The sequence below is a fragment of the Caulobacter sp. GW821-FHT09H08 genome, from assembly GCF_059415885.1.
This window is the reverse complement of sequence record NZ_JBWKOC010000006.1, coordinates 403,742-426,101: the sequence shown is the minus strand read 5'-3', so window position 1 is coordinate 426,101 and position 22,360 is coordinate 403,742. Positions and strand designations below refer to the sequence as shown.

At 67.2% G+C, this 22,360-nt stretch carries 26 protein-coding genes and 2 pseudogenes; 15 read left to right on the top strand and 13 right to left on the bottom strand.

What is annotated here, in order from left to right; all coding sequences use genetic code 11:
* Nucleotides 1–91: 91 nt before the first annotated feature.
* From AC07NN_RS22145 to rpmG, 3 genes are all read left to right on the top strand, one after another.
* Complete coding sequence (locus AC07NN_RS22145; RefSeq protein WP_494645835.1) at nt 92–820, top strand: NUDIX hydrolase; 729 nt, start codon at nt 92–94, stop codon at nt 818–820.
* 113 nt (nt 821–933) lie between these two features.
* Nucleotides 934–1,389, top strand: coding sequence for a DUF6265 family protein (locus AC07NN_RS22140; RefSeq protein ID WP_494645833.1), 456 nt, complete (start codon nt 934–936; stop codon nt 1,387–1,389).
* Between the two features lie 94 nt (nt 1,390–1,483).
* A complete protein-coding gene (gene rpmG / locus AC07NN_RS22135) occupies nt 1,484–1,651 on the top strand; it encodes a 50S ribosomal protein L33 (RefSeq protein ID WP_010920317.1) in 168 nt (55 codons plus the stop codon).
* Nucleotides 1,652–1,734: 83 nt separating this feature from the next.
* Here rpmG and AC07NN_RS22130 read toward each other — a convergent pair whose 3' ends face one another.
* Complete coding sequence (locus AC07NN_RS22130; protein WP_494645831.1) at nt 1,735–1,965, bottom strand: hypothetical protein; 231 nt, start codon at nt 1,963–1,965, stop codon at nt 1,735–1,737.
* An 83-nt stretch (nt 1,966–2,048) separates the two neighbouring features.
* Complete coding sequence (gene phoY / locus AC07NN_RS22125) at nt 2,049–3,728, bottom strand: alkaline phosphatase PhoY (protein ID WP_494645949.1); 1,680 nt, start codon at nt 3,726–3,728, stop codon at nt 2,049–2,051.
* A 130-nt stretch (nt 3,729–3,858) separates the two neighbouring features.
* Here phoY and AC07NN_RS22120 point away from each other — a divergent pair.
* Nucleotides 3,859–3,951, top strand: a pseudogene (locus AC07NN_RS22120) (hypothetical protein); the annotation flags it as partial.
* A gap of 12 nt (nt 3,952–3,963) precedes the next feature.
* Here AC07NN_RS22120 and AC07NN_RS22115 read toward each other — a convergent pair.
* The 3 genes from AC07NN_RS22115 to divK form a co-directional block, all read right to left on the bottom strand.
* Entirely contained in the window at nt 3,964–5,349 is a 1,386-nt protein-coding gene (locus AC07NN_RS22115) for a glycoside hydrolase family 28 protein (protein ID WP_494645829.1), read from the bottom strand.
* A gap of 209 nt (nt 5,350–5,558) precedes the next feature.
* Nucleotides 5,559–6,923 (bottom strand): PleD family two-component system response regulator, encoded by a 1,365-nt coding sequence (locus AC07NN_RS22110; protein ID WP_494645827.1) that lies wholly within the window; start codon nt 6,921–6,923, stop codon nt 5,559–5,561.
* Complete coding sequence (gene divK, locus AC07NN_RS22105; protein WP_494615784.1) at nt 6,920–7,300, bottom strand: cell-cycle response regulator DivK; 381 nt, start codon at nt 7,298–7,300, stop codon at nt 6,920–6,922. Before divK ends, AC07NN_RS22110 begins: the two co-directional genes overlap by 4 nt.
* A gap of 121 nt (nt 7,301–7,421) precedes the next feature.
* Between divK and AC07NN_RS22100 the strand changes: the two genes are divergently transcribed.
* The 7 genes from AC07NN_RS22100 to clpA all read left to right on the top strand — a co-directional run bounded on the left by AC07NN_RS22100 (nt 7,422) and on the right by clpA (nt 13,840).
* Complete coding sequence (locus AC07NN_RS22100; protein WP_494645825.1) at nt 7,422–8,069, top strand: hypothetical protein; 648 nt, start codon at nt 7,422–7,424, stop codon at nt 8,067–8,069.
* Nucleotides 8,066–8,956, top strand: coding sequence for an ROK family protein (locus AC07NN_RS22095; RefSeq protein ID WP_494645823.1), 891 nt, complete (start codon nt 8,066–8,068; stop codon nt 8,954–8,956). Before AC07NN_RS22100 ends, AC07NN_RS22095 begins: the two co-directional genes overlap by 4 nt.
* A 10-nt stretch (nt 8,957–8,966) precedes the next feature.
* Nucleotides 8,967–10,223, top strand: coding sequence for a DNA polymerase IV (locus tag AC07NN_RS22090; protein ID WP_494645821.1), 1,257 nt, complete (start codon nt 8,967–8,969; stop codon nt 10,221–10,223).
* 67 nt (nt 10,224–10,290) lie between these two features.
* Nucleotides 10,291–10,758: a DUF3224 domain-containing protein gene (locus AC07NN_RS22085; protein WP_494645819.1), complete on the top strand. Its 468-nt coding sequence runs from the start codon at nt 10,291–10,293 to the stop codon at nt 10,756–10,758.
* A gap of 190 nt (nt 10,759–10,948) precedes the next feature.
* Nucleotides 10,949–11,140 carry a hypothetical protein gene (locus AC07NN_RS22080; protein ID WP_494645947.1) on the top strand — a complete coding sequence of 64 codons (192 nt, stop codon included), beginning with the start codon at nt 10,949–10,951 and terminating at the stop codon, nt 11,138–11,140.
* Between the two features lie 26 nt (nt 11,141–11,166).
* A complete protein-coding gene (gene clpS / locus AC07NN_RS22075) occupies nt 11,167–11,496 on the top strand; it encodes an ATP-dependent Clp protease adapter ClpS (protein WP_099576690.1) in 330 nt (109 codons plus the stop codon).
* A gap of 13 nt (nt 11,497–11,509) precedes the next feature.
* Entirely contained in the window at nt 11,510–13,840 is a 2,331-nt protein-coding gene (gene clpA / locus AC07NN_RS22070; RefSeq protein WP_494645817.1) for an ATP-dependent Clp protease ATP-binding subunit ClpA, read from the top strand.
* A gap of 116 nt (nt 13,841–13,956) precedes the next feature.
* On the opposite strand, the gene AC07NN_RS22065 is transcribed toward clpA, so the two are convergent.
* The 3 genes from AC07NN_RS22065 to AC07NN_RS22055 all read right to left on the bottom strand — a co-directional run bounded on the left by AC07NN_RS22065 (nt 13,957) and on the right by AC07NN_RS22055 (nt 15,086).
* Nucleotides 13,957–14,298, bottom strand: coding sequence for a hypothetical protein (locus AC07NN_RS22065; RefSeq protein ID WP_494645815.1), 342 nt, complete (start codon nt 14,296–14,298; stop codon nt 13,957–13,959).
* 3 nt (nt 14,299–14,301) lie between these two features.
* Entirely contained in the window at nt 14,302–14,589 is a 288-nt protein-coding gene (locus tag AC07NN_RS22060) for a hypothetical protein (RefSeq protein WP_494645813.1), read from the bottom strand.
* 65 nt (nt 14,590–14,654) lie between these two features.
* The gene (locus tag AC07NN_RS22055; RefSeq protein ID WP_494645811.1) at nt 14,655–15,086 is read right to left on the bottom strand and encodes an HIT family protein; all 432 of its coding nucleotides are present in this window, start codon (nt 15,084–15,086) and stop codon (nt 14,655–14,657) included.
* Nucleotides 15,087–15,137: 51 nt separating this feature from the next.
* Here AC07NN_RS22055 and AC07NN_RS22050 point away from each other — a divergent pair, with 51 nt between their 5' ends.
* The 3 genes from AC07NN_RS22050 to AC07NN_RS22040 are packed head-to-tail and all read left to right on the top strand — an operon-like array spanning nt 15,138 to nt 17,335.
* A complete protein-coding gene (locus tag AC07NN_RS22050; RefSeq protein WP_494645809.1) occupies nt 15,138–16,217 on the top strand; it encodes an alpha/beta fold hydrolase in 1,080 nt (359 codons plus the stop codon).
* Nucleotides 16,214–16,786: a DUF4287 domain-containing protein gene (locus AC07NN_RS22045; RefSeq protein ID WP_494645807.1), complete on the top strand. Its 573-nt coding sequence runs from the start codon at nt 16,214–16,216 to the stop codon at nt 16,784–16,786. Before AC07NN_RS22050 ends, AC07NN_RS22045 begins: the two co-directional genes overlap by 4 nt.
* A 60-nt stretch (nt 16,787–16,846) precedes the next feature.
* Nucleotides 16,847–17,335 carry a pyridoxamine 5'-phosphate oxidase family protein gene (locus AC07NN_RS22040; RefSeq protein WP_494645805.1) on the top strand — a complete coding sequence of 163 codons (489 nt, stop codon included), beginning with the start codon at nt 16,847–16,849 and terminating at the stop codon, nt 17,333–17,335.
* Between the two features lie 140 nt (nt 17,336–17,475).
* Here the strand turns inward: AC07NN_RS22040 and AC07NN_RS22035 are convergent, their stop codons facing one another.
* From AC07NN_RS22035 to AC07NN_RS22020, 4 genes are all read right to left on the bottom strand, one after another.
* Nucleotides 17,476–18,669: a GNAT family N-acetyltransferase gene (locus tag AC07NN_RS22035; protein ID WP_494645803.1), complete on the bottom strand. Its 1,194-nt coding sequence runs from the start codon at nt 18,667–18,669 to the stop codon at nt 17,476–17,478.
* Nucleotides 18,633–19,406, bottom strand: coding sequence for a glycerophosphodiester phosphodiesterase (locus tag AC07NN_RS22030; RefSeq protein WP_494645801.1), 774 nt, complete (start codon nt 19,404–19,406; stop codon nt 18,633–18,635). Before AC07NN_RS22030 ends, AC07NN_RS22035 begins: the two co-directional genes overlap by 37 nt.
* Complete coding sequence (locus AC07NN_RS22025) at nt 19,406–19,867, bottom strand: RidA family protein (protein WP_494645800.1); 462 nt, start codon at nt 19,865–19,867, stop codon at nt 19,406–19,408. Before AC07NN_RS22025 ends, AC07NN_RS22030 begins: the two co-directional genes overlap by 1 nt.
* Nucleotides 19,868–20,012: 145 nt before the next feature.
* Entirely contained in the window at nt 20,013–20,447 is a 435-nt protein-coding gene (locus AC07NN_RS22020) for a phasin family protein (RefSeq protein ID WP_494645798.1), read from the bottom strand.
* Nucleotides 20,448–20,755: 308 nt separating this feature from the next.
* Between AC07NN_RS22020 and AC07NN_RS22015 the strand changes: the two genes are divergently transcribed.
* Nucleotides 20,756–22,069, top strand: a complete 1,314-nt coding sequence (locus tag AC07NN_RS22015) for a D-alanyl-D-alanine carboxypeptidase (protein ID WP_494645796.1) — start codon at nt 20,756–20,758, stop codon at nt 22,067–22,069.
* A gap of 127 nt (nt 22,070–22,196) precedes the next feature.
* On the opposite strand, the pseudogene AC07NN_RS22010 reads toward AC07NN_RS22015, so the two are convergent.
* A pseudogene (locus AC07NN_RS22010) lies at nt 22,197–22,334 on the bottom strand (hypothetical protein); the annotation flags it as partial.
* Between the last annotated feature and the right edge of the window lie 26 nt (nt 22,335–22,360).

Here is a 22,360-nt window from a genome sequence, read left to right as displayed (position 1 = left end):
CTTGGGGCGCGTCGTGGCGGAGGGTCAAGCGCAACCCGGCTTGACGCTACGTCGGCCTATGCAGACGCGCGGATGGGTCTACCTTGAGCGCATGAGCCTGCCGCCGATCGACGCGAAATTCGACACGATCAACGACGGCGCCGTGCGCGAGACCGGCGCGGCGCTGAAGCCCAAGCATGCGGCCACCGTCATCATCGTCCGCTCGGACGGCGCCCAGCCTCGGCTCCTGATGGGCCGCAGGAACGGCGGCGTCGCCTTCATGCCCGACAAGTGGGTGTTCCCCGGCGGCCGGGTCGACCGCACCGACTATGACGCTCCCAGCGCCAGCGAGCTGTCGCCCGAGGTGGCCACCCGTCTCGGCCTGGAGGCTCGGCATCCCCGCCCCGCCCGCCTGGCCCGCGCCCTGGCCCTGGCGGCCGTGCGCGAGACCTTCGAGGAGACGGGCCTGCTGCTGGCCAAGGAAGCCCCTGAGCGCCCCGCTGCGGGGCCCTGGCGGCCGTTCCTGGCCCAGGGCGCCCTGCCCGACCTGGCGCCGCTCAGCTTCGTCGCCCGGGCCATCACTCCGCCCTATCGTCCGCGCCGCTTCGACGCCCGCTTCTTCATGGCCCCGGCCGAGGCGCTGCTGTCGCTGGAGCGCCGCCCAGACTGCGGCGAGCTGGACGAGATCGCCTGGGTCGACTTCCAGGAGGCCATGGCCCTGGACCTGCCCAACATCACCCGCTTCGTGCTGCACGAGATCGGCCAGCGCCTGGCCGAAACTGGACGCCCGGCGCCCTTCATGCGCTTCCTCAATGGCAAGCGTCACCTGACGCATCTTTGAAATCCGCTCATCCCCGCGAAAGCGGGGACCAAGCCGAGCCTGAAGGTTTGCTTGGCCGTGCGGTTTCGAGTCAGCTTGGGTCCCCGCTTTCGCGGGGATGAGCGGAGATTGGTATGATCGCCTCACTTATCGCCTTGTCTCTGGCGACGACCCCGGCGGCCGACATCGACAAGCTGGCCTTCATGGCCGGTTGCTGGACCTTCACCCGCCCGAACGGCTCCAAGGTCGACGAGCAGTGGTTCGCCCCCTCCGGCGGCGCGATGGTCGGCATGAGTCGCACGGTGCGCGACGGGAAGCTGCGCGACTACGAGTTCATGCGCATCGTCCCCGGCGACGACGGCAGGCTGCGCTACGTGGTGATTCCGTCGGGCCAGCCCGAAACGACCTTCCCGGTGAAGGAGATCACCGCCGGCTCGGTGACCTTCGAGGCTCCGGACCACGATTTCCCGCAGCGGATCCTGTACAAGCTGGTCGACAAGGACACCTTGGCGGCCCGGATCGAGGGCCAGATCAACGGTCAGGCGCGGTCGGCAGACTTCCCGTACAAACGGTGCCCCAGTGGGATGTGACTCCGGCAATTGACTTTGAGCTGCCGATGAGTATGTTCCGCGCCTCTTATTTCCAACGCGCGGGAACCTGCGCGACCACCGCAGGGATTCGACCATGGCCAAACCGGCTTCCATCAAGATCCGCCTGAACTCGACGGCGGACACCGGCTTCTTCTACGTCACCAAGAAGAACGCCCGCACCAAGACCGAAAAGATGGTGCTGAAGAAGTACGACCCGGTCATCCGCAAGCACGTCGAATTCCGCGAAGGCAAGATCAAGTAAGATCGCTTTCACGCGCTACGACATGAAAACGCCCGGCTAGCGATAGCCGGGCGTTTTTGATTCCAGGCGCGGTGTCGGCCTGCTTAGTCGAACGCCCCGCCCCAGAACCAACGGAAGAACGAAAAGCTTCCCCAGAGGACCGTGACGGTCAGCAGGGCCGGAGCGACGCAAACCGCGGCGAAGGCGGCGACCACGGCCAGATCCGACGATCCGGCCTGCGCGCCCCACCAGAACAAGACCCCACACGTCGAAAGCCCCATCAGCAGCCAGCCGGCCGGAAACGGAAGCTTCTTGGTCCTGGTTCTCGCACGCATCGACACCTCCCCCACGGAGCACCGCAGGGGAGGTTATTCAGGGTCGGTGGTTCGAAGCCTAAGAAATGAGCCTAATTGGCCGGTTAGCATGCCTGTCCATAGACCAGCGGCCGGCACACGCCGTCCACGTCGGCCGGCGGCTTGACGCCCGTGGCGGCGGCGATGGTCGGGGCGATGTCGACCGTGTCCAGCGGCAGGACCCGCTCGTGCGGGCTCGCGCCCTTCCACCAGAACAGGATCGGCACGCGGCGGTCGTAGTCCCACGGGCTGCCGTGGGTCGAGACATAGGTCGGACCGGGCGTCGAGGGCACGCGGTCGGGACGGAAGGCGATCAGGATGTCGCCGACCCGGCCGGGATAGACGCTGCGACGCACGCGCTCGGCCAGCGACAGCTCCTCGGGCGAGGCGTCGGCGGGGGCGGCTTCCAGGGTCAGGATGACGTTGGAATCGAAGGCGGCGGCCACCACCGGCTCGCGGTTGATCATGGCCAGGGCGGCGGCGGTGATGCGGGCGCGGTCGGTGATCGAGGGCGTCTTGTTGTCGGGCCCCATGACGTAGAGCTGGTCGATGCCGCCGTCCGCATAGAGCGGGTTCCACGACAGGCCCAGCTCGGCGCGGACCTGGGCGTTCAGCTTGGCCACCCACGGCTTGCCGATCAGGCGCTCGCTGCCATAGCCCTCGCCGTGCAGGCGCTCGGCGAAGTCGGCGCCGCCGTGATCGGCGGCCAGGACCACCAGGACGCCGCCCTTCACCTTGTCCAGGCTCTTCAGGAAGACGCCCAGGCGCTCGTCCAGGCGGGCGATCTGGTCGCACATCTCCGGACCGCGCGTGCCCCAGCGGTGCCCGATGAAGTCGGTGGCCGACAGGCTGACCGTCAGGACGTCGACCTGCGGGCCGTCGCCCAGGCCGTAGGTCTCGCGCAGGCTCTGGGCGAGCTCCAGGGTGGCCTGGTCGGTATAGGGGCTGGCGTAGAGGTCGCGGCGCTGATCGGCCTCGCTGGTCGCGGGCGCGATCGGCAGGGCCGCGCGCCACTTGCGACCGCCGGTCTCATAGTCGGCTTCCAGCGCCTTGCAGCGCTTGGCCGAGGCCGGGGCGTAGTTCCAGGTGAACGGATGCTTCTTCAGGTCCGCCGCCAGCCTGGCGTTGAGCGCGGCCACCGGCTTCAGGCGCTCCTCGGCGGTCTGGCCGGCGCGGACGAAGGTCGTGAAGCCAAAGCCCGGCTGGTACCAGAACTGGCCGTCGGCGTTGTGGCCGGACATGGTGATTGCGCCGCGATCCTTGCCCGAGACGCCGTAGACCCGGCTCTGAGGCGAGACGGCCTTCAGCCAGTCGCCATAGGTGGTGGCGACCATGTTGACGGGCGATACGGCGCGGCCCTTGGGATCGTCGGCCAGGACCACGCTGGGGTCGGCCAGGCAATAGATGGTCTTGCCCGTCGCCTTGTCGAACCAGTCGTTGGCGCTGATGCCGGTCTTGTTGGGATGCTTGCCCGTCAGCAGGGTCGAGTGGCCCGGGCACGTCTCCGTGAAGGCGTGCGACTGGTAGCCGTTCGGATAGACGATCCCGCTGCTCAGCGTGGCCAGACCGCCGACGAACTCGCTCCGGTGCTGGGCGTAGAGGTTGGCGCTGAACTGGTCGATCGAGATGACCACGACCAGCTTCGGATCCGGCTTGGCCGAGACGGTCTGGGCCGCGACGGTGGACGCTTGGGCGACAAACGCGGACGACAGGGCGACGGCGGCGAGGACGCCGCGGGTAAGCATCTTCTTCATCCGAGCGATTTCGCCCGAACGCTTCATCCGTGCAAGGACGGAAGGGTTTCAGCGGTGAAATGTGGGGGGCCTGCTCATCTCTCCATCACTCCCGTCATCCCGCGCTTTATGCGCGGGACCCATGGTTCAGCTTCCACGTGAGAGCGCAGGCCCGCGCTTCACCTGCGGCGGACAAATGGGTCCCGCGCATAAAGCGCGGGATGACGGGGATATGTAAGCCGGTGCTCTAGTTCGGCTTGCCGCTGGTCATGCCCAGCCGGTACGGCGGCTGTGTCGCCAAGACGTCGGCGGGCCGTTCGGTCGGCTTCAGCGACGCAGCGCCCTCCAGCCCACGCCCGGTGACGTTGTTCACCGCCAGCTTCGGCCCCTCGGCCACCGCGACATCGACGTTCTTGAGGGTCACGTTCCTCATGTTGGCGAGGCTGATCCCCTTCCCCGCCGTGCCGGTGATGTCCTTGAAGACAAAGCCGTCCAGCGGTTTGTCGGGGTGGATGTTCACCGCCTCGACCAGCACCGGGACGTCGGTGACCTTGATCCGCTCGAAGGTGAAGTTGCGCACGGTCGGGATGCCGTCGAAGCCGGCGACCGGGAATTGGTCCTGCTTGCCGCTGTCCAGGAAGTTCAGGCGCAGGAAGCCGTTGCGGGCGCCCGAGACCTCGAGGTCGCGCATGACGATGTCCTCGATGAACGCCCCGCGCCCCGGCCGGCTCTTGATGTAGACGGCAAAGGTGTAGGCCGCGAGCATCTTGCAGCGCTCGACCCGCACGCGGCGAACGCCCGCCGAGGTCTCGCTGCCGATGCCGATGCAGGCCCAGCGATGGTCCCGGAAGGTGCAGTCGATGATGACGACGTCTTCGGTCGGGCGGGCGATCAGGTTGCCCTCCATCCCCCGCCCGGATTTCAGCGAGATGCAGTCGTCGACCGTGTCGAACTCGCAGTGTTCGATCAGCACCCGACGGCAGGAATCGACGTCGATGCCGTCGGCCCGGCCATTGACGACCACATTCCGGAAGACGACGTCGTCGCAATAGACCGGATGGATCGACCACATGTCGTTCTGCTGGGTGCGGACATCGGTGACGGACAGGTTCTGGACGTCGACGAACTCCAGCAGCGCCGGGTGGCGCAGGCCGGTCTCCTTCTGGACCCGCCCCTTGATCGTGTCGGACGCGACGATGGCGCCCTTGCCGGCCAGGGCGACGTTCTTCGCGCCCTGGCTCCAGACCAGGCCGATATAGCCAGGAACCCACCGCCCCTCCCAACGCACCTGGACGACGGGATAGTCGGCGAGGTCAGGCGAGCCCTGCAGGGTCGCGCCCTCCTCCAGCCGCAGCGTGGTGTTGGAGCCGATCCGGATCGCGCCGACGAGCCAGGTCCCGGCGCCCAGCACCACCTCGCCACCGCCGAACACGGCGCAGCGGTCGAGGGCCGTCTGAACAGCGTGGGTGTCCTTGGCGACGCCGTCACCAACCGCGCCGAACTCACGCGGATCGAGGCGCAGGACGGGCTTGGCCGGCGTGGAGGATTTGGGCCGGGCAGCGCTGGCCTTGGCCGTGGCGGCGAGCGCTCCAAGGCCGGCGACAGCCAGGACGGCGCGGCGATTGGCGGACATGGACGGGCGCTCCCCAAAGAACTCTTCCGGCTATGACACCGGTTTCTTCAAGGGAGGATGCGATGGCGAGAACGGGTTCGCCAATCCACAAATACGGAGCCGTCGGCAACCTCGCCCTTCGACAGGCTCAGGGTGAGGTTTCCTACTGATCCGACCTGGAATTAGTCCTCACCCTGAGCTTGTCGAAGGGCGAGGACGCAGCAACAGCCCTAAGCCGCCTTGCCGACCACCGCGTTCCGGCCGGAGGCCTTGGCCTGGTAGACCCCCTCGTCGGCCCGCTTCAGCAGAGCTTCGGGGGTGTCGCCTTCGCCGATCGTCGCGGAGACGCCGATCGAGATGGTCACCGTCAGCAGTTCCTTGCCCTGAGCCACCTTGAAGGGCGAGCCCGAGACGTGGTTGCGGATCCGCTCGGCGATGCGCAGCGCGTCGCCCAGGGCGGTGTCGGGCATGATCACCACGAACTCCTCGCCGCCGTAGCGGCAAGGCAGGTCGATGGCCCGGACGTTGGAGGCCAGGCGCAGGGCGAACTCGCGCAGCACCTCGTCGCCGATGTCGTGGCCGAAGGTGTCGTTGATCTTCTTGAAGAAATCGATGTCGATCAGCAGGGCCGAGACCGGGTCGCCGCCCAGGGTCGCGCGCTTGACCAGCGAGTCCAGCTGGCCGGTCATGTAGCGGCGATTGTGCAGGCCCGTCAGCTGGTCGGTGACGGCCAGTTCCAGGCTGTGATCGAGGTTATTGCGCAGATAGTCGGTGTAGCGCTTGCGCTGGATCTGAGTCTTGACGCGGGCCGACAGTTCCTGCGGGTCGATCGGGCGCGACAGGATGTCGTTCACGCCGATCTCCAACGCCTTGACCATGCGGCCCCGATCATCGGGATCGACCATGGCCAGGACGGGCAGCTGGCGCGAGCGCTCTTCGGAGCGCAGCGAAGCGGTGAAGCGCAGGCCGTCGAAATTCTTGGCCGCGGCGTTGACGATGACCAGGTCGACCGGACCGCCGGCGCTGATCTTGGCCTTCTCGGGATCGCTTTCGATCACCGGGCGATGCTCGACGCCCAGTTCGGTGGCGACCCGCTGGGCCTGGCGTTCGTTGTCGTCGACGATCAGCACCCGGCCACCCAGGCCGTCCAGGCGGGCGGCGGCGCCGGCGATCACGCCCATACGGCGGCCCGAGGCCTCGCGCTGGCGCAGTTCGTCGATCACGAGCTTGAAGCGGGTCAGGCTGCGCACGCGGGCGAACAGCATGACGTCGTCGATGGGCTTGGTCAGAAAGTCCGAAGCGCCCGATTCCAGGCCCTGGATGCGATCGGCGCGGCCGTCGAGGGCCGTGATCAGCACCACCGGGATGTGGCGGGTGGTCGGGTCTTCCTTGAGTTTGCGGCAGACGGTGAAGCCGTCCATGCCGGGCATCATCACGTCCAGCAGGATGATGTCGGGCAGGTCACGGGCGGCCATCGCAAGCGCGGTGGGGCCGTCCATGGCGCTGGTGACTTCGTAGTACTCGGCCGTCAGCTTGGCTTCGAGCAAGCGGACATTGGCCTCGATGTCGTCGACGACGAGGATCCGGGCGCTCATGCGACGGGGACCTTGTCCAGGAGACGCTTGATGGTGTCGAGGAAGTGGACCACCGAGATCGGCTTGGAGATGTAGGCCTCACAGCCGCCTTCGCGGATGCGCTCTTCATCGCCCTTCATGGCGAAGGCCGTCACGGCCACCACCGGGATGTGGGCCAGGTCGTCGTCTTCCTTCAGCCACTTGGTCACTTCCAGGCCCGAGATCTCGGGCAGCTGGATGTCCATCAGAATCAGGTCGGGCTTGTTGTCGCGGGCAATAGACAGCGCCGACAGACCCTCGCGGGTCTGCAGGGTCTCGTAACCCTGGGCCTCGAGCAGATCATGAAAGAGCTTCATGTTCAGCTCGTTATCCTCCACGATGAGGACCTTCTTCGTCATCCTTACCCCGACCAGACGGTCATGTGGCGACGCCTAGGGATTCGCGCCGCCTTCCAGAACCAGATGCCACGAATATCCTTAAGCCCGCGCTAATCGCGTTAAGACCCAACGATCCCAGCTCATGGAACCGCGTTTGTCCGACCTCCAGGCCTGCGCCATCTCGTCCGCCGCGCCGCTGGTCATCGTCGATGTCGACGAAGTGCTGGCCCAGTTCATGCGCGGCTTCGGCACGTTCCTCGAACGGCATGGCTTCGAGCTGAGGGTCGATCGTTTCGCCCTGTTCCAGAACATCTATCGTCCCGGTGAAACCGAACACCTCGATCTGATCGCGGGCAAGGCCCTGTTCGACGATTTCTTCCGCGACGGGGCCGACGACCTGATTCCCTCGATCGGCGCGGCCGACGCCCTGGCCGACCTTTCGACCCGAGCCGGCGTCGTGATCCTGACCAATGCGCCCGAGCACGGCCGCCTGGCGCGCATCAAGTGGTTGAAGACCCACGGCTTCGACTATCCGCTGATCATCAACAGCGGCCCCAAGGGTCCGCCCGCCGCCGAGCTGGCCGCGCGCACCTCCGGTCCGGCCGTTTTCATCGACGATCTTTTGCCGCAGCTGGAATCGGTGGCGGAGAAGGCGCCCACCGTCGGACGGTTCCAGATGGTCAGCGACGAGCGCCTGCGCCCGTTCGCGCCCTCGGCCCCGGACCGCCATGTCCGTATCGATGAGTGGCATCGACTGAAGACCGCCATCGAGGAGCGCCTCTCCCTATGATCCGTTTCGGCGTCGATTTCGGCGGCACCAAGATCGAGGTCGCCGCGCTCAACGCGGCCGGCGAATTCGTGGCCCGCGTGCGCAAGCCAAATCCCGGCGAGTATCAAGCCGCTCTGGACGTCGTGGCCGGACTGGTCGCCGACGCCGAGTGCATGGCGGGCGCCACCTGCGCCCGGCTCGGCCTGGGTATCCCCGGCTCGATCTCGCCGCGCACCGGCCTGATCCGCAACGCCAACAGCGTCTATCTGAACGGCCAGCCGTTCGGCGAGGATCTGGAGAAGCGCCTGGCCCGGCCCGTGCGCCTGGCCAACGACGCCAACTGCCTGGCCCTGTCGGAGGCCGCCGACGGCGCGGGGGCCGGAGCGCGCGTCGTATTCGCGGTCATCATCGGCACCGGCTGCGGCGGCGGGGTCGTGGTCGATGGCCGGATCATCGACGGCCACAACGGTTTCGGCGGCGAGTGGGGTCACATGCCCCTGCCCTGGCCCAAGCCCGAGGAGTATCCCGGCCCCGCGTGCTGGTGCGGCCGCAACGGCTGCATGGAGAAATGGGTCGCGGGCCCGGCCTTCTCGCGCGACGCGGGCTTCCCCACCGGCCAGGCGACCATGGACGCCATCCAGTCCGGCGACGCCTCGGCCGCCGCGGCGCTGGACCGCTATGTCGACCGCCTGGGCCGAGGCCTGGCCGCGATCTGCGACATCATCGATCCGGACGTCATCGTGCTGGGCGGCGGCATGTCGAATGTCGAGGCTCTATACGAGCGCCTGCCGGCCGCCATCGCGCCGAACGTCTTCTCCGACGTGTTCGAGACGCCGGTGAAGAAGGCCAAGCACGGTGACAGCTCCGGCGTGCGCGGCGCCGTCTGGCTGTGGCCGCCGGAGGCGTAAGAAGGCTCCCATGAAGTCCCTGTGCCGCGACTGCGGGTGGACGGGCGAGGCCAAGGCCGCGCGTTGTCCGTCCTGCGCCTCGCCGCGCACCCTGTTCCACGAGGAGCTTGGGACCCTCTCGATCGCCCACCTCGACTGCGACGCCTTCTACGCATCGGTGGAGAAGCGCGATGACCCGTCCTTGCGCGACAAGGCCGTGATCGTCGGCGGCGGCAAGCGCGGGGTCGTAACCACCGCCTGCTACATCGCCCGCATGAGCGGCGCCCGCTCGGCCATGCCGATGTACAAGGCGCTGAAGCTGTGCCCGCACGCCGTGGTCATCAAGCCCGACTTCACCAAGTACAAGGAAGCCAGCCGGCGCATCCACGAGAAGCTCGACAAGCTGACGCCACTGATCCAGCCGCTGTCGCTGGACGAGGCCTGGATCGACCTGACCGGCACCGAACGGCTGCATGGCGCGACGCCGGCGGCGATGCTGGCCCGCCTGCAGGCCGAGATCGAGCAAGACATCGGCCTGACCGTCTCCATCGGCCTGGCCCCCAACAAGTTCCTGGCCAAGATCGCCTCGGAGCTGGACAAGCCGCGCGGCTTCTCAGCCATCGGCGCGGCGGAGGCCCAGACCTTCCTGGCCAGCAAGCCGGTCAGCATTCTGCCCGGCGTGGGACCGGCCACGGTCTCGTCCCTGGCCGAGATCGGCCTGAAGACCGTCGGCGACATCGCCGCCTCGGACCTGAAGCTGCTGGCCAACCGCCTGGGCGCGGGCGGCATGCGCCTGCACCGCCTGGCCCACGGCCAGGACAGCCGCATGGTCGACCCCGACCAGTCGCGCAAGACGATCTCGTCCGAGACCACCTTCAACGACGACCTGCACAAGCGCGAGGACCTGGAGGACGAGCTCTGGCCGCTCTGCGAGAAGGTCGCCAAGCAGGCCCGCAAGGACGGCGTCGCCGGCCGCGTGGCGACGCTGAAGCTGCGCACGCCCGACTTCAAGATCCACACCCGCCGCCGCACCCTTGCCGTGCCGACCCAGACGGCCCGCACCCTGTTCCAGGTGGCGCGCGAGCTTCTGGCCGCCGAGCCGAAGGGTCTCGCCTACCGCCTGATCGGCGCGGGCCTGACCGAGTTCGTCGACGCCGAAACGGCCGGCGCCGACATGTTCGCCGACGAGGAACGCCGCACCCTCAAGAACGAGACCGCCATCGACGCCCTGCGCGGCAAGTTCGGCGCGGCGGCCGTGGTCAGCGGACGGGCGCTGAAAAGTCGCTGATCCTCAGGATCGTTGACGAAAAGTTCTCGTTATGTTCTCATCTCGGCATTCGAGGGAGATTGTCGCCATGTCCGCGTTGCGCATCATCATGCCCGCCGTCGTCGCGGCCCTGATCGCCTCCCCCGCCCTCGCGGAGACCGTCATGCACAGCGCCAAGGGCCCCTTCGACGTCAGCACCAAGCCGGTCGAGCAGCACAAGGGCGAAGGCTCGACCCTGGGCCGGTTCTCGCTGGACAAGGTCTATCACGGCGCCCTGGACGCCACCGGCAAGGGTGAGATGCTGACCGTCGGCACGGAAGTCCCCGGCTCGGCCGCCTATGTCGCCACCGAACGGGTGGTCGGCGCGCTGAACGGCAAGACCGGAAGCTTCGCCCTGGTCCATCGCGGATCGATGCGCGGCAAGGACGTCAGCATGGTCATCGACATCGTGCCGGACTCCGGCTCGGGCGCGCTGAAGGGCATCACCGGCCGCCTGATCATCACGGTGGTCGAGGGCAAGCACATGTACGAGCTGGAATACGCGCTGCCGGAGTGAGGCAAGGCGCCGACGCCATTCCCCCCCTCGTGGGGAGGGGGATCAGCGAAGCTGGTGGGTGGGGTCAGCTGACTCATCAAGCCCCACCCGACCCGCTAGGCGGGCCACCCTCTCCACAAGGGGAGGGAGAAACACGCGCTCCGACTCAGTCAGCCCCCGCGATTCGCCGAAATGGTCCCGATCCGGACCTATTCCCCCTCTTGCGCGACCGCTTGTCGCTAACCATTTGGGCCTCTCGCCCACGGAACCGTTCGCGCGCGGTCTTCGCTCTCCCAAATGTGAAGCCGATTTCCGAGGCGCCCCTGTGCTAAAGCGGCGCAGCGGCGCATCGGCCTCTTCCAATGCCGCCGCGTTCCCATATCTAATTCAGGCAGGCGGGTGATTTGCTCGCCAGGAGAGAACAAGTCGATGGCCGAGCGGAAGCAAGGCGGACAAGGCAACGGTGCTGGGTCGTCGGTCGTCACGGAAGTGAAGCCGAAGACACAAAAGCCCTCGCTTTATCGAGTTCTGATTCTTAACGACGACTACACTCCGATGGAATTCGTCGTCTATGTTCTCGAACGGTTCTTCAACAAGTCGCGCGAAGATGCGACGCGCATTATGTTGCATGTCCACCAGAACGGTGTGGGCGTGTGCGGCGTGTACACTTACGAAGTCGCAGAAACCAAGGTCGCCCAGGTCATAGACTCGGCGCGACGCCATCAGCACCCCCTGCAGTGCACCATGGAAAAGGACTGAGGAGCCTCCCCCGTTGCCCTCTTTTTCGCGCCCCCTGGAAGAGTCCCTGCATCGCGCCGTCGCCTACGCCAACCAGCGAAAGCACGAGTACGCGACGCTTGAGCACCTTCTGCTTTCCCTCACCGATGACGAGGACGCCGCCGGCGTTATGCGGGCGTGCGACGTGGACCTCGCCGCGCTGAAGAAGAGCCTCTCGAACTATCTCGACGTCGAACTGTCCTCGCTGGTCGTGGACGACGACGAGGACGCCAAGCCGACAGCCGGCTTCCAGCGCGTGATCCAGCGCGCGGTGATCCACGTCCAGTCGTCCGGTCGCGAGGAAGTGACCGGCGCCAACGTGCTCGTCGCCATTTTCTCCGAACGCGAGAGCCATGCCGCCTACTTCCTGCAGGAGCAGGACATGACGCGGTACGACGCGGTGAACTTCATCGCCCACGGCATCGCCAAGAAGGCCGGCGCCTCGGAAGCCAAGAGCGTCAAGGGCGCTAGCGCCGGCTCGAACCAGACCGAGGAAGACGGCGAGAAGCCCAACACCAAGACGGGCGGCGAGGCTCTGGAAGCCTATTGCGTCGACCTCAACGAAAAGGCCCGCCAGGGCAAGGTCGACCCGCTGATCGGCCGCGCGAACGAAGTCGAACGCGCGATCCAGATCCTGTGCCGTCGCACCAAGAACAACCCGCTGCTCGTGGGTGATCCCGGCGTCGGCAAGACCGCCATCGCCGAGGGCCTGGCCCGCAAGATCGTCACCCACCAGGTCCCCGAGGTCCTGGAAGGCGCCACCATCTATTCGCTCGACATGGGCTCGCTGCTGGCCGGCACCCGCTATCGCGGCGACTTCGAGGAACGCGTCAAGCAGGTGGTCAAGGAACTCGAGAGCCACCCCAACGCGGTGCTGTTCATCGACGAGATCCACACCGTCATCGGCGCCGGCGCGACCAGCGGCGGGGCGATGGACGCCTCCAACCTGCTGAAGCCGGCCTTGGCCTCGGGCACCCTGCGCTGCATGGGCTCGACGACCTACAAGGAGTTCCGTCAGCACTTCGAGAAGGATCGGGCCCTGGTCCGTCGCTTCCAGAAGATCGACGTGAACGAGCCGACGGTCGAGGACACGATCAAGATCCTCAAGGGCCTGAAGACCTACTACGAGGACTTCCACAAGCTGAAATATACCGCCGAGGCCCTGAAGGTCGCGGTGGAGCTGTCGGCCAAGTACATCACCGACCGCAAGCTGCCCGACAAGGCGATCGACGTGATCGACGAGGCGGGCGCCAGCCAGATGCTGCTGCCGGAGAGCCGCCGCAAGAAGACCATCGGCGTCAAGGAGATCGAGACGGTCGTCGCCAAGATCGCCCGTATCCCGCCGAAGTCGGTCAGCAAGTCGGACACCGAGGCCCTCAAGGAACTCGAGACCGATCTGAAGCGCGCGGTGTTCGGCCAGGAAGAGGCCCTGACCCAGCTGTCGTCGGCCATGAAGCTGGCCCGCGCGGGCTTGCGTGAACCGAACAAGCCGATCGGCTCGTACCTGTTCAGCGGCCCGACCGGCGTCGGCAAGACCGAGGCCGCCAAGCAGCTGGCCCAGACTCTGGGCATCGAGATGCTGCGCTTCGACATGTCGGAATACATGGAGCGCCATACCGTGAGCCGCCTGATCGGCGCTCCTCCCGGCTATGTCGGCTTCGACCAGGGCGGTCAGCTGACCGACGCGGTCGACCAGCACCCGCACGCCGTCGTCCTGCTCGACGAAATCGAGAAGGCGCACGGGGATGTCTACAACATCCTGCTGCAGGTGATGGACAACGGCACCCTGACCGACAGCAACGGCAAGAAGGTCGACTTCCGCAACGTGGTCCTGATCATGACCACCAATGCGGGCGCGTCCGACGCCCAGCGCAACTCGATCGGCTTCGGCCGCTCGAAGGTCGACGGCGAGGAAGAGGCCGCCCTCAAGCGCCTGTTCACGCCGGAGTTCCGCAACCGCCTGGACGCCGTCGTGGCCTTCAAGCCGCTGACGCCGGAGATCATCCGTCAGGTCGTGCAGAAGTTCGTCATGCAGCTGGAGGCCCAACTGGCCGACCGCAACATCACGATCGAGCTCTCCGACGACGCCGCCGACTGGCTGGCCAAGAACGGCTTCGACGAGCTCTATGGCGCGCGCCCCCTGGCTCGCGTCATCCAGGAGCACATCAAGAAGCCCCTGGCCGACGACATCCTGTTCGGACGCCTGGTCCGCGGTGGCCACGTCAAGGTCGTGCTGGAGAACGGAAAGATCGAGTTCTCGATCGAAAGCACGCCCGATCCGAAGGCCAGCAAGACCGACGAAGCCGAACCGGCCCTGGCCGAGTAAGGCTTCCAGAAGACCAGCGAAGGGTCCGGAGCGATCCGGGCCCTTTTCGTTTGGGCGATCATGGGCGGGATGGCCGTGTTGATGACCATCTCCACCGCCTCGATCAAGTTGGCGCCTTAGCCGGGCTTTTGGGCCTCGCGCGCCTGGCGGATCAGGACGACCTCGCCCCAGATGCGGAACAGGAACTCCACCGTCGCCGCCGTGGCGAAGAAGCTGAGCGAGTAGCCCAGCGAGGTCAGCACCCCCGCCAGGCTCTCCAGCGGGATGCCGTCCCACGAATAGCCGGCGCTGACGTTGCGCTGGACGACCGAGATCGCCGACAGCAGCTCGCCGACCAGGTGGATCAGCCCCGCGGCGATCGCCAGGCGCGTCACCGGATGCAGCCCCTTCAATCGCGTCCAGGAGCGGCGCGAGACTTCCGCGACCTGATCGCCGGCCGATAGACTGGGATCGGACATGTCTTAGGCCCCTGCCCTTGCGTGATTCCGTTGCCGCAGATGTGCCAGGACGCGCGCCAGCGCCTCGATCCAGAAGGCCGAGACCAGCGCGCCGACGCCGTAGGCCAACCGCTTGACGGCCGCCCCCTCGCCGCCAGCGAAGATCGCCAGGCGGTCGAGCATCGGCAGTTGCAGCACGCCGGCGTCGGCGGTCAGGGCGAACCGGCCCAGGCCGTACAGCCACAGCGCCTCGCCCGCGAAGATCATTATCGCGGCCAGCAACATCAGTTGGGTAACGGGATGAAGACGCAAAGCCGGCCCCTCGACACCCACAACCTAACGTCGCCTGCCTGCGCCTCGCAATCGAAACCTGATCGTCAGAGCGCCGCCGAGATCTTCGCCGCCAGGACCTTCAGTTCCTCGACATCGGCCATGCCCTCGCCATGACGGCCGAGACCCTCGCCTTCGAAACGCGGAATGACGTGGAAGTGCAGGTGGAAGATCGTCTGGCCGGCCGGCGCGCCGTTGAACTGAGTGACGACCACGCCGTCGGGCTTCAAGGCGGCAACCACCGCGCGGGTCAGCTTCTGGGTCGCGGCGGCCAGGTCGGCCAGCACCTCGGGCTCGACCTCGAGCAGGTTGCGGGCCTGGCTGACCTTGGAGATCACCAGGGCGTGGCCGCGCGCTTGCGGGAAGACGTCCATGAAGGCCAGGACCTTGTCGTCCTCGAACACCTTCACGCTGGGGATCTCGCCCCGGATGATCTTGGCGAAGATGTTGTCCGCGTCGTAGCGTCCGTCGAGGCTCATGACCGTCTCCCTGTAACAGGACGGTCGTAGCAAACGGGGAGACTTGCGCAAATGTCGACGAGACGGGATTGGTCCCGCCGCGCCGTTCTGGCTGCAGCGCCGGCCGTGTTGGCGGCGACCGCCGCCCGCGCCGATGGGGTCGCGCGCATCGAACTGTTCGCCATGACGGACGATGGTCTCCGCATCCGCGTCCGCGAGGTCAGCCCGCCCACGCCGCGCGGCGTCCCGCTGATTCTGGTCCACGGCGCCCGCGCGCCGGGCGTGGCCTCGTTCGATCTGACCGTTCCCGGCGGCAGCCTGGCCGCCGACCTGGCCACGCGGCTGAACCGCCGCATCTACCTGATGGACGCCCGCGGCTACGGCGGCTCCACACGGCCCGCCGCCATGGACCAGCCACCGGAGCAGAGCCGCCCCCTCTCCCGCGCCCACGAAGTGGTCCGCGACCTGGACGCGGCCGCCAAGCTCGTGGCCCGGCGCAACGGCGGCTCCAAGGTCGGACTGGTCGGCTGGGCCACCGGCGGCCTGTGGGCCGGCTGGTACGCGGCCCTGAGGCCCGAAAGCGTCGCCGGCCTCGTCACCCTGAACGCCCTCTATGGCGGCTCGGACGTCCATCCGATGCTGGGCCCCGGCTCCGGCTTCGCCCAGCCCGGCCAGCCGCGGCGCTTCGATCCGGCGACGGGGGGCTACGCGCTCTATCCCGGAACCTCGCTGCTGGACCGCTGGAACAGCAATATCCCGCTGGCCGACAAGGACGCCTGGCGCGATCCCGCGGTGGCCCAGGCCCTGGCCGAAGCCGCCCTGGCCAGCGATCCGAAATCCGCCGCTCAGGCCCCGCCCCGCTTCCGCGCGCCGCTGGGGGCGCTGGAGGACAGCTTCCACCAGGCCTGCGGGCGCAAGCTCTACGACGCCGGCTCGATCACCGCGCCGGTGCTGCTTGTCCGCTCGAGCGCCGACTTCTGGAGCCGTCGCGCCGATGTCGAGGCCTTCGTCGCCGACGCCGAGCGCAGCCCGAAAGTCACCGCCGTCGAAATCCCCGACGCCACCCACTTCGTCCACCTGGACCGGCCCGAGCGCGGCCGCGACCGCCTGTTGGCCGAACTGACCACCTTCTTCCAAGGACTTCCCGCATGAGCAGCCAAGGCCTCACCGAGCAGCAGCAGAAGTGGTTCGCCTCGGTCCGCGCCAACCTGGAGCGCGAGACCGGCAAGACCCTGGAGCAATGGGTCGAGATCGTCCGCGCCGAGTGCAAGGAGACCAAGCCCAAGGCCCGCGCCGACTGGCTGAAGGCGGCCTATGGCATCGGCGTCAACCGCGCCGCCACGATCTTCGCCGCCGCCTATCCGGAGACCGGCTGGGAAGACGCCGACGCCCTGCGCGCGGCATTGTGGACCGACCCTGCCTCGACCGCGATCCTGGAAGCCGTCGAAGCCGCCGTCGCCGACTTCCCCGGCCTGGTCGTCGGCCAGCGCAAGGCCTTCACGGCCTTTTCCCGCAAGGCCCAGTTCGCCTCGATCAAGCCGGTGAAGGGGGGCACGGCTTTGCTGGGCCTGGCCCTGACGCCCGACGCCTCGCCGCGCCTGGCCGAGCCCAAGAACGAAAGCTGGTCCGAGCGGCTGAAGGCCAAGGTCGCCCTGGCCTCGCCGGCCGACGTGGACGACGACCTCAAGGCGCTGCTGAAGGCGGCCTGGGAGCGGTCGTAGCTTCACCCTGGGAACGGCGCTGCCCGGCCGTCGTTGGTCTCCCACGCAAAGGAGACCCCCATGTCGAAAGAAGCCGATCTGGCCGCCAAGTTCTGGAAAGCCCTGAAGTCCGACCGCACCGTGATGCTGGGCCTGCCCGACGTCGACAGCGGCCGCGCCCAGCCGATGACCGCCCTGATCGAGGGCGACCATTCCGGTCCGATCTGGATCTTCACCTCGTCGGAGACCGACCTCGTCCACTCGCTGGACCGCGAAGGCCGCGACGCCTTCATCCACTTCCAGGACAAGGGTCACCACCTGTTCGCGGCGGTGGATGGTCGCCTGAGGATCGACACCGACTACGAGACCATCGACCGCCTCTGGAACCCCTTCATCGCCGCCTGGTTCGAGGGCAAGGACGATCCCAAGCTGCGCCTGCTGCGCTTCGAACCGGCCGACGCCCAGATCTGGTTGAACGAGAACAACCTGTTCGCCGGCGTGAAGATGCTGCTCGGGGCCGATCCGAAGCAGGCCTACAAGGACAAGGTCGGCGAGGTGCGGCTGCAGTAAGCGGCCGCTACTCCAAATCTCGTGTCATCCCGGAAGCCTCGCAGAGGCTGTTCGGGACCCAGGGGCCAAGCCCCGTGCGGTGGCCCTTGGGTCCCGGCTCTCCGCTTCGCTGCGGCCGGGATGACAAATTATATTGAAGGCTACTGCTCCTCCCGGAACGGCGAATATTCTTCCGTCAGCACGGCCATGTCGCTCTCCACCGCCTCGCGCTCGCGTTCGAGGTAGCGGGCCACCGGCTCGCGCAGGGCCGGGTCGGCGATCCAGTGGGCGGAGTACACGGGGCTGGGCAGATAGCCGCGCGCGATCTTGTGCTGCCCCTGCGCCCCGGCCTCGACGCGCGGCAGGCCCAGCCGGATCGCGTGCTCGATGGCCTGGTAGTAGCAAAGCTCGAAATGCAGGAACGGCACATCCTCGGTGCAGCCCCAGTGGCGGCCATAGAGGCAGTCGCGGCCCAGCAGATTCAGCGCCCCGGCGATCCATTCCCCGCCAGGCCGCCGAGCCAGGATCAGCAGCACCTTGTCGGCCATCCGCTCGTGCAGCAGCGAGAAGAAGCGACGGTTCAGATAGGGCCGCCCCCACTTGCGAGACCCGGTGTCCATGTAGAAGCCGAAGAAGGCGTCCCAGTGTGCTTCGGTCAGCTCGTCCCCGGTCAGGGCGACGATCTCCAGGCCGTCCTGAGCGTCGCGGCGCTCGCGCCTGATGGTCTTGCGGCGATTGGCCGACAGGGCCGCCAGGAAGTCGTCGAAGGTCGCGTAGCCCCGATTCTCCCAGTGATACTGCTGATCCTGGCGCAGCAGCATCCCGCCCTCGCCCATCCAGCGCCACTCGTCCTCGACTGGGAAGGTCACGTGCAGCGACGAGGCCTCCAGGCGCTGGCACAGGGTCAGGGCCCCGCCCAGCAGCGCAGCACGCCCCTCGTACACATCCACATCCGGCCGCACGATCAGCCGCGAGCCGGTCACCGGCGAGAACGGCGAGGAGCACTGGAGCTTGGGATAGTACCGTCCGCCGGCCCGCTCGTAGGCGTCGGCCCAGGCATGGTCGAAGACGTATTCGCCCTGGCTGTGGGACTTCAGATAGAGCGGCATGACGCCGGCCACGACGCCGGCCTCGTCCTCGACTGACAGATGTTGCGGCATCCAGCCGGTGCGGCGGGCGACGCAGCCGCTTTCCTCGAGGATCGACAGGAAGTCGTAGCTGACGAAGGGATCGCCTGTGTGGGCGGCGCAGGCGTCCCAGGCGTCCTTGCCGATCTCGGCGATGTCGCGATGGACGCGAACCGCCGACTGGACTGAACTCACGCCGTGAAGCCCTCGAAGATCAGGTTGTCGCAATGGTCGCGCACGCCTTCCCACTGGTCGGGACTGCGGACCGTCCAAGCGATGATCGGCATGCCCTTGGCGCGATATAGGTCGGCGCGGGCGCTGGGCAACATGTCCAGGCCGAGCGCCAGGAAATCGGGCCGCGCGATCTCGACCTGCTCCAGGGCGGCCAGCGACTTGCGCATCTCGGGGGCCAGCTTGCGCGCGCCCTCGTCGTTCCAGCTGTAGCTGTCCAGGCCGCGCAGGATCTGCGGGTGATGGTCGGCGAACCAGGCGTGCGAGTACGGGTTGAAGCCGATCACGGCGGTCGGGCCGTTGTGGTCGATCAGGACGTCGGTGACCCGCTTCTCCAGCGGTCCGACCTCGCCGAACGGGGTCTTCAGCTCGATGAACACCATGGCGCGGTGGCCGATCAGGGTCAGCACGTCGGCCAGGGTCGGGATGGTCTCGTCCGTGCCCTTCAGGGTCATGGTCCCGAGGTCGGCGGCGGTGTGGTCGCGCAGGCGCCCCTCCTGCCCCGTCATCCGCTCCAGGCGGTCGTCATGGAAGACCACGGCCTCGCCATCGGCCGTCAGCTGGACGTCCAGCTCGATGCCGTAACCGCCGGCGCAGGCGGCCTGGAAGGCGGCGCGGGAGTTCTCCGGCGCGCCATCGGGGGTCCAGAGGCCTCGATGGGCCACCGGCGGGTCGAACAGGCGCTCCCACGCCTCGCCGAAGACATCGGTCGAGGGGCGTTCGCGCGAGCGCATCAGGCGATCTCCACCACCGCGTCGACTTCCACCGCGAAGCCGAGGGGCAGCTTGTAGACGCCCACCGCCGAGCGGGCGTGGCGACCGGCGTCACCGAAGGCCTCGACCATCAGGTCCGAGCAGCCGTTGATGACCTTGGGGATGTCGATGAAGTCGGGCCCGGCCTGGACGAAACCGCCCAGCTTCACGACCCGGACGACGCGATCGAGGTCGCCGTCGCAGGCGGCCTTGATCTGGGCCAGCAGGTTGATCCCGCAGATGCGGGCGGCCTTCTGGGCGGTCTCGGTGTCGACGTCGACGCCCACCGTGCCCTTGATGCCGCCGTCGGCCGCGATCGAGATCTGGCCCGAGATGTGGACGAGGTTGCCGGCCTTGGCGAAGGGCACGTAGTTGGCCACCGGCGCCACCGGCTGGGGCAGCTCGATCCCAATCGCCTTCAGACGTTCCTCGACCTTCGACATGCACGCGCTCCACTGACTGTGGGGTCATGCTTAACGCGGCCCAGACGAGGGCACAAAAAGAAAAAGGCCCGGACCTTTCGGTCCGGACCTCTTCCAAGTCAGGTTGGCGAGAGCGCCGGCGGGGCGCTCCAACCAGAAGCTGCTCTTAGCGAGCGGCTTGGAACTTTTCGACGGCGGCGCTGACGCGTTCGTTCAGCGGCTTCACCGAGTCCTTGATCGAGGCCGAGACGATCTCCGAGGCCTTGCTGACCTGGGCGATGTAGGCTTCGAGGGCCGACTTGGCCCAAGCGGTTTGCAGCTCGACGGCTTCCTGCACGCTCTTGGCGGCGGCCAGCGACTTGGCGGCGGCGACTTGGTCTTCCGCGGCCTTCTTCGAGTAGGCGAAGGTCTGGGCGCCCAGGGCTTCAGCGCCCTTGGTGGCGGCGGTCACCGAAGCGACGACGGCTTCCAGGTTCTTCTTCGAGTGGGTGTTGGCCTCGGCCAGGGCGGCCAGCGACTTCTCGACGCCGTCCTTGAACGCGGCGTTCGAGGCGGTGCTGAATTGTTCGACGGTGTTCTTGACGGTTTCGGCGGCAGCCATGGGAATTCTCCTGGGGAGGGTCGGAGGGCGGGGCGAACGGTCGAGCTGCAACTCGTCCGTCTGCGCTTGGAACAACATGGGTTTGCCATGTTGCAGTGCAGCAGTCAACAAAATTGTGCAGCGCACCATAACCTAGGGTCAGCCCCTCTCAAGCTGCAGCATTGGAACCACGTGCCCGCCTTTTTCGCGACTGCGGCAAGATCGCTCACCAGTTGTTTACTTTAGCGAAAGGGCGACTCCATCATGGTAAGCCTCACGCGTTTGGCGGTGCGAAACCGCCTCCCAGTTCAAATGACGGACGCTGCTCGATGTTCGCCAAGCTTACCTCCGCCCGTTCCCTGCTCGCCGCCGCCGGCCTCGCACTCTCGTGCCTGTTCGCCGCCGCCGCGCCGACGGCCGCTTCGGCGGCCATACCCTATCTGCAGCTGAACGCTCAGGAGCCGAAGTACGCGGCCATCGTCATCGACGCCAATTCGGGCGAGGTCCTCTACGACAAGCGCGCCGACAGCCCGCGCTATCCGGCCTCGGTCACCAAGGTCATGACCCTGTACCTGACCTTCGAGGCGCTGAGCGAAGGCCGCCTGAAGCTGACCGACCGAGTCGTGATGTCGCCCCGCGCCGCGGCCCAGGCCCCGACCAAGATCGGCATCTCGCCGGGCGACAGCATGACCGTCGACGAGGCCATCAAGGCCATGACCGTCAAGTCGGCCAACGACGTCGCCGTGGCCATGGCCGAGCGCCTGGCCGGCAGCGAGTCGCGCTTCGCCGCCCTGATGACCCTGCGCGGCCAGGAACTGGGCATGCGCAACAGCCGCTTCGTGAACGCCTCGGGCCTGCCCGACAGCCGTCAGATCTCGACGGCCCGCGACCTCGCCATTCTCTCGCGCGCCACGATGCGCGACTTCCCGCAGTACTACAGCTACTTCTCGGTGAAGGGCTTCTACTTCCGGGGCAATTACGTGAAGGGCCACAACCGCCTGCTGGACAGCATGGAAGGGTTCGACGGCCTGAAGACCGGCTACACCAATGCCTCGGGCTTCAACCTCGCCGGCTCGGCCGTGCGCGACGGTCGCCGCCTGATCGCCGTGGTCCTGGGCGGCCCCTCGACCGCCTGGCGCGACAACAACATGGAAGACCTGCTGCTGACCGGCTTCGACGTGATGAAGCGCCGCTCGCGCGGCGAGCGCACCACCATCGCCGCCAACATCTACGAAGAAGAGCCCTCGGGCCCGGTCGAGCGTCCGTCGGTCGAACAAGGCGACGGCGACCAGGCCGGTCTCCGCATCGTCCTGACCGAGAACCCGCGCAATCCCGGCCCGGTGAAGGTCTCTCCCACCCTCAAGGCCGCCCAGGCCGCCGCGCCGACCAAGCCGGTCGCCAAGAAGGCCAAAGGGGAATGGGGCGTGCAGGTCGGCGCCTTCAAGTCCAAGTCGCTGGCCAATGATCAGCTGAAGCTGGTGCGCGGCCGCTTCGCCAAGGTCGTCGCCGACGCCGAAGCCGCTGTTGAAGGCGCCGGCGGTACGTTCCGCGCCCAGTTCCAAGGCCTGACCTCGGACGCCGCCCGCAACGCCTGCTCGGCCCTGAAGGCCAAGCGCGTGCCCTGCATGGTGCTGCAGCCGTAACCCACCTTCCGATCTCCCCGGCCAATGCCGGGGCTCAGACGAACCAAGGGCGCCGAACGGCTAAGTTCGGCGCCCTTTCGCATTCACGGCTGACGATCGACGTTCAATCGATCATTTCAAACTCCACCGTCATTCCCGCCCTTGTGGCGGGAACCCCTGGTTCAGCTGACACCTGAGAACCAAGCGGATCACCAGCGATCCACCCCTACCGCACCTGTGGCCGACAGAGGGGTTCCCGCCACAAGGGCGGAATGACGGTGGTTATGTGCTTTGGCCGGTAAGACCGCTCGT

Excerpts from the sequence above, each read along its gene's own strand:
- AC07NN_RS22145 (WP_494645835.1), top strand. The coding sequence starts at position 92 with ATGAGCCTGCCGCCGATCGACGCGAAATTCGACACGATCAACGACGGC.
- AC07NN_RS22140 (WP_494645833.1), top strand. The coding sequence starts at position 934 with ATGATCGCCTCACTTATCGCCTTGTCTCTGGCGACGACCCCGGCGGCC.
- rpmG (WP_010920317.1), top strand. The coding sequence starts at position 1,484 with ATGGCCAAACCGGCTTCCATCAAGATCCGCCTGAACTCGACGGCGGAC.
- AC07NN_RS22130 (WP_494645831.1), bottom strand. The coding sequence starts at position 1,965 with ATGCGTGCGAGAACCAGGACCAAGAAGCTTCCGTTTCCGGCCGGCTGG.
- phoY (WP_494645949.1), bottom strand. The coding sequence starts at position 3,728 with ATGCTTACCCGCGGCGTCCTCGCCGCCGTCGCCCTGTCGTCCGCGTTT.
- AC07NN_RS22115 (WP_494645829.1), bottom strand. The coding sequence starts at position 5,349 with ATGTCCGCCAATCGCCGCGCCGTCCTGGCTGTCGCCGGCCTTGGAGCG.
- AC07NN_RS22110 (WP_494645827.1), bottom strand. The coding sequence starts at position 6,923 with ATGAGCGCCCGGATCCTCGTCGTCGACGACATCGAGGCCAATGTCCGC.
- divK (WP_494615784.1), bottom strand. The coding sequence starts at position 7,300 with ATGACGAAGAAGGTCCTCATCGTGGAGGATAACGAGCTGAACATGAAG.
- AC07NN_RS22100 (WP_494645825.1), top strand. The coding sequence starts at position 7,422 with ATGGAACCGCGTTTGTCCGACCTCCAGGCCTGCGCCATCTCGTCCGCC.
- AC07NN_RS22095 (WP_494645823.1), top strand. The coding sequence starts at position 8,066 with ATGATCCGTTTCGGCGTCGATTTCGGCGGCACCAAGATCGAGGTCGCC.
- AC07NN_RS22090 (WP_494645821.1), top strand. The coding sequence starts at position 8,967 with ATGAAGTCCCTGTGCCGCGACTGCGGGTGGACGGGCGAGGCCAAGGCC.
- AC07NN_RS22085 (WP_494645819.1), top strand. The coding sequence starts at position 10,291 with ATGTCCGCGTTGCGCATCATCATGCCCGCCGTCGTCGCGGCCCTGATC.
- clpS (WP_099576690.1), top strand. The coding sequence starts at position 11,167 with ATGGCCGAGCGGAAGCAAGGCGGACAAGGCAACGGTGCTGGGTCGTCG.
- AC07NN_RS22065 (WP_494645815.1), bottom strand. The coding sequence starts at position 14,298 with ATGTCCGATCCCAGTCTATCGGCCGGCGATCAGGTCGCGGAAGTCTCG.
- AC07NN_RS22055 (WP_494645811.1), bottom strand. The coding sequence starts at position 15,086 with ATGAGCCTCGACGGACGCTACGACGCGGACAACATCTTCGCCAAGATC.
- AC07NN_RS22050 (WP_494645809.1), top strand. The coding sequence starts at position 15,138 with ATGTCGACGAGACGGGATTGGTCCCGCCGCGCCGTTCTGGCTGCAGCG.
- AC07NN_RS22045 (WP_494645807.1), top strand. The coding sequence starts at position 16,214 with ATGAGCAGCCAAGGCCTCACCGAGCAGCAGCAGAAGTGGTTCGCCTCG.
- AC07NN_RS22040 (WP_494645805.1), top strand. The coding sequence starts at position 16,847 with ATGTCGAAAGAAGCCGATCTGGCCGCCAAGTTCTGGAAAGCCCTGAAG.
- AC07NN_RS22030 (WP_494645801.1), bottom strand. The coding sequence starts at position 19,406 with ATGCGCTCGCGCGAACGCCCCTCGACCGATGTCTTCGGCGAGGCGTGG.
- AC07NN_RS22025 (WP_494645800.1), bottom strand. The coding sequence starts at position 19,867 with ATGTCGAAGGTCGAGGAACGTCTGAAGGCGATTGGGATCGAGCTGCCC.
- AC07NN_RS22020 (WP_494645798.1), bottom strand. The coding sequence starts at position 20,447 with ATGGCTGCCGCCGAAACCGTCAAGAACACCGTCGAACAATTCAGCACC.
- AC07NN_RS22015 (WP_494645796.1), top strand. The coding sequence starts at position 20,756 with ATGTTCGCCAAGCTTACCTCCGCCCGTTCCCTGCTCGCCGCCGCCGGC.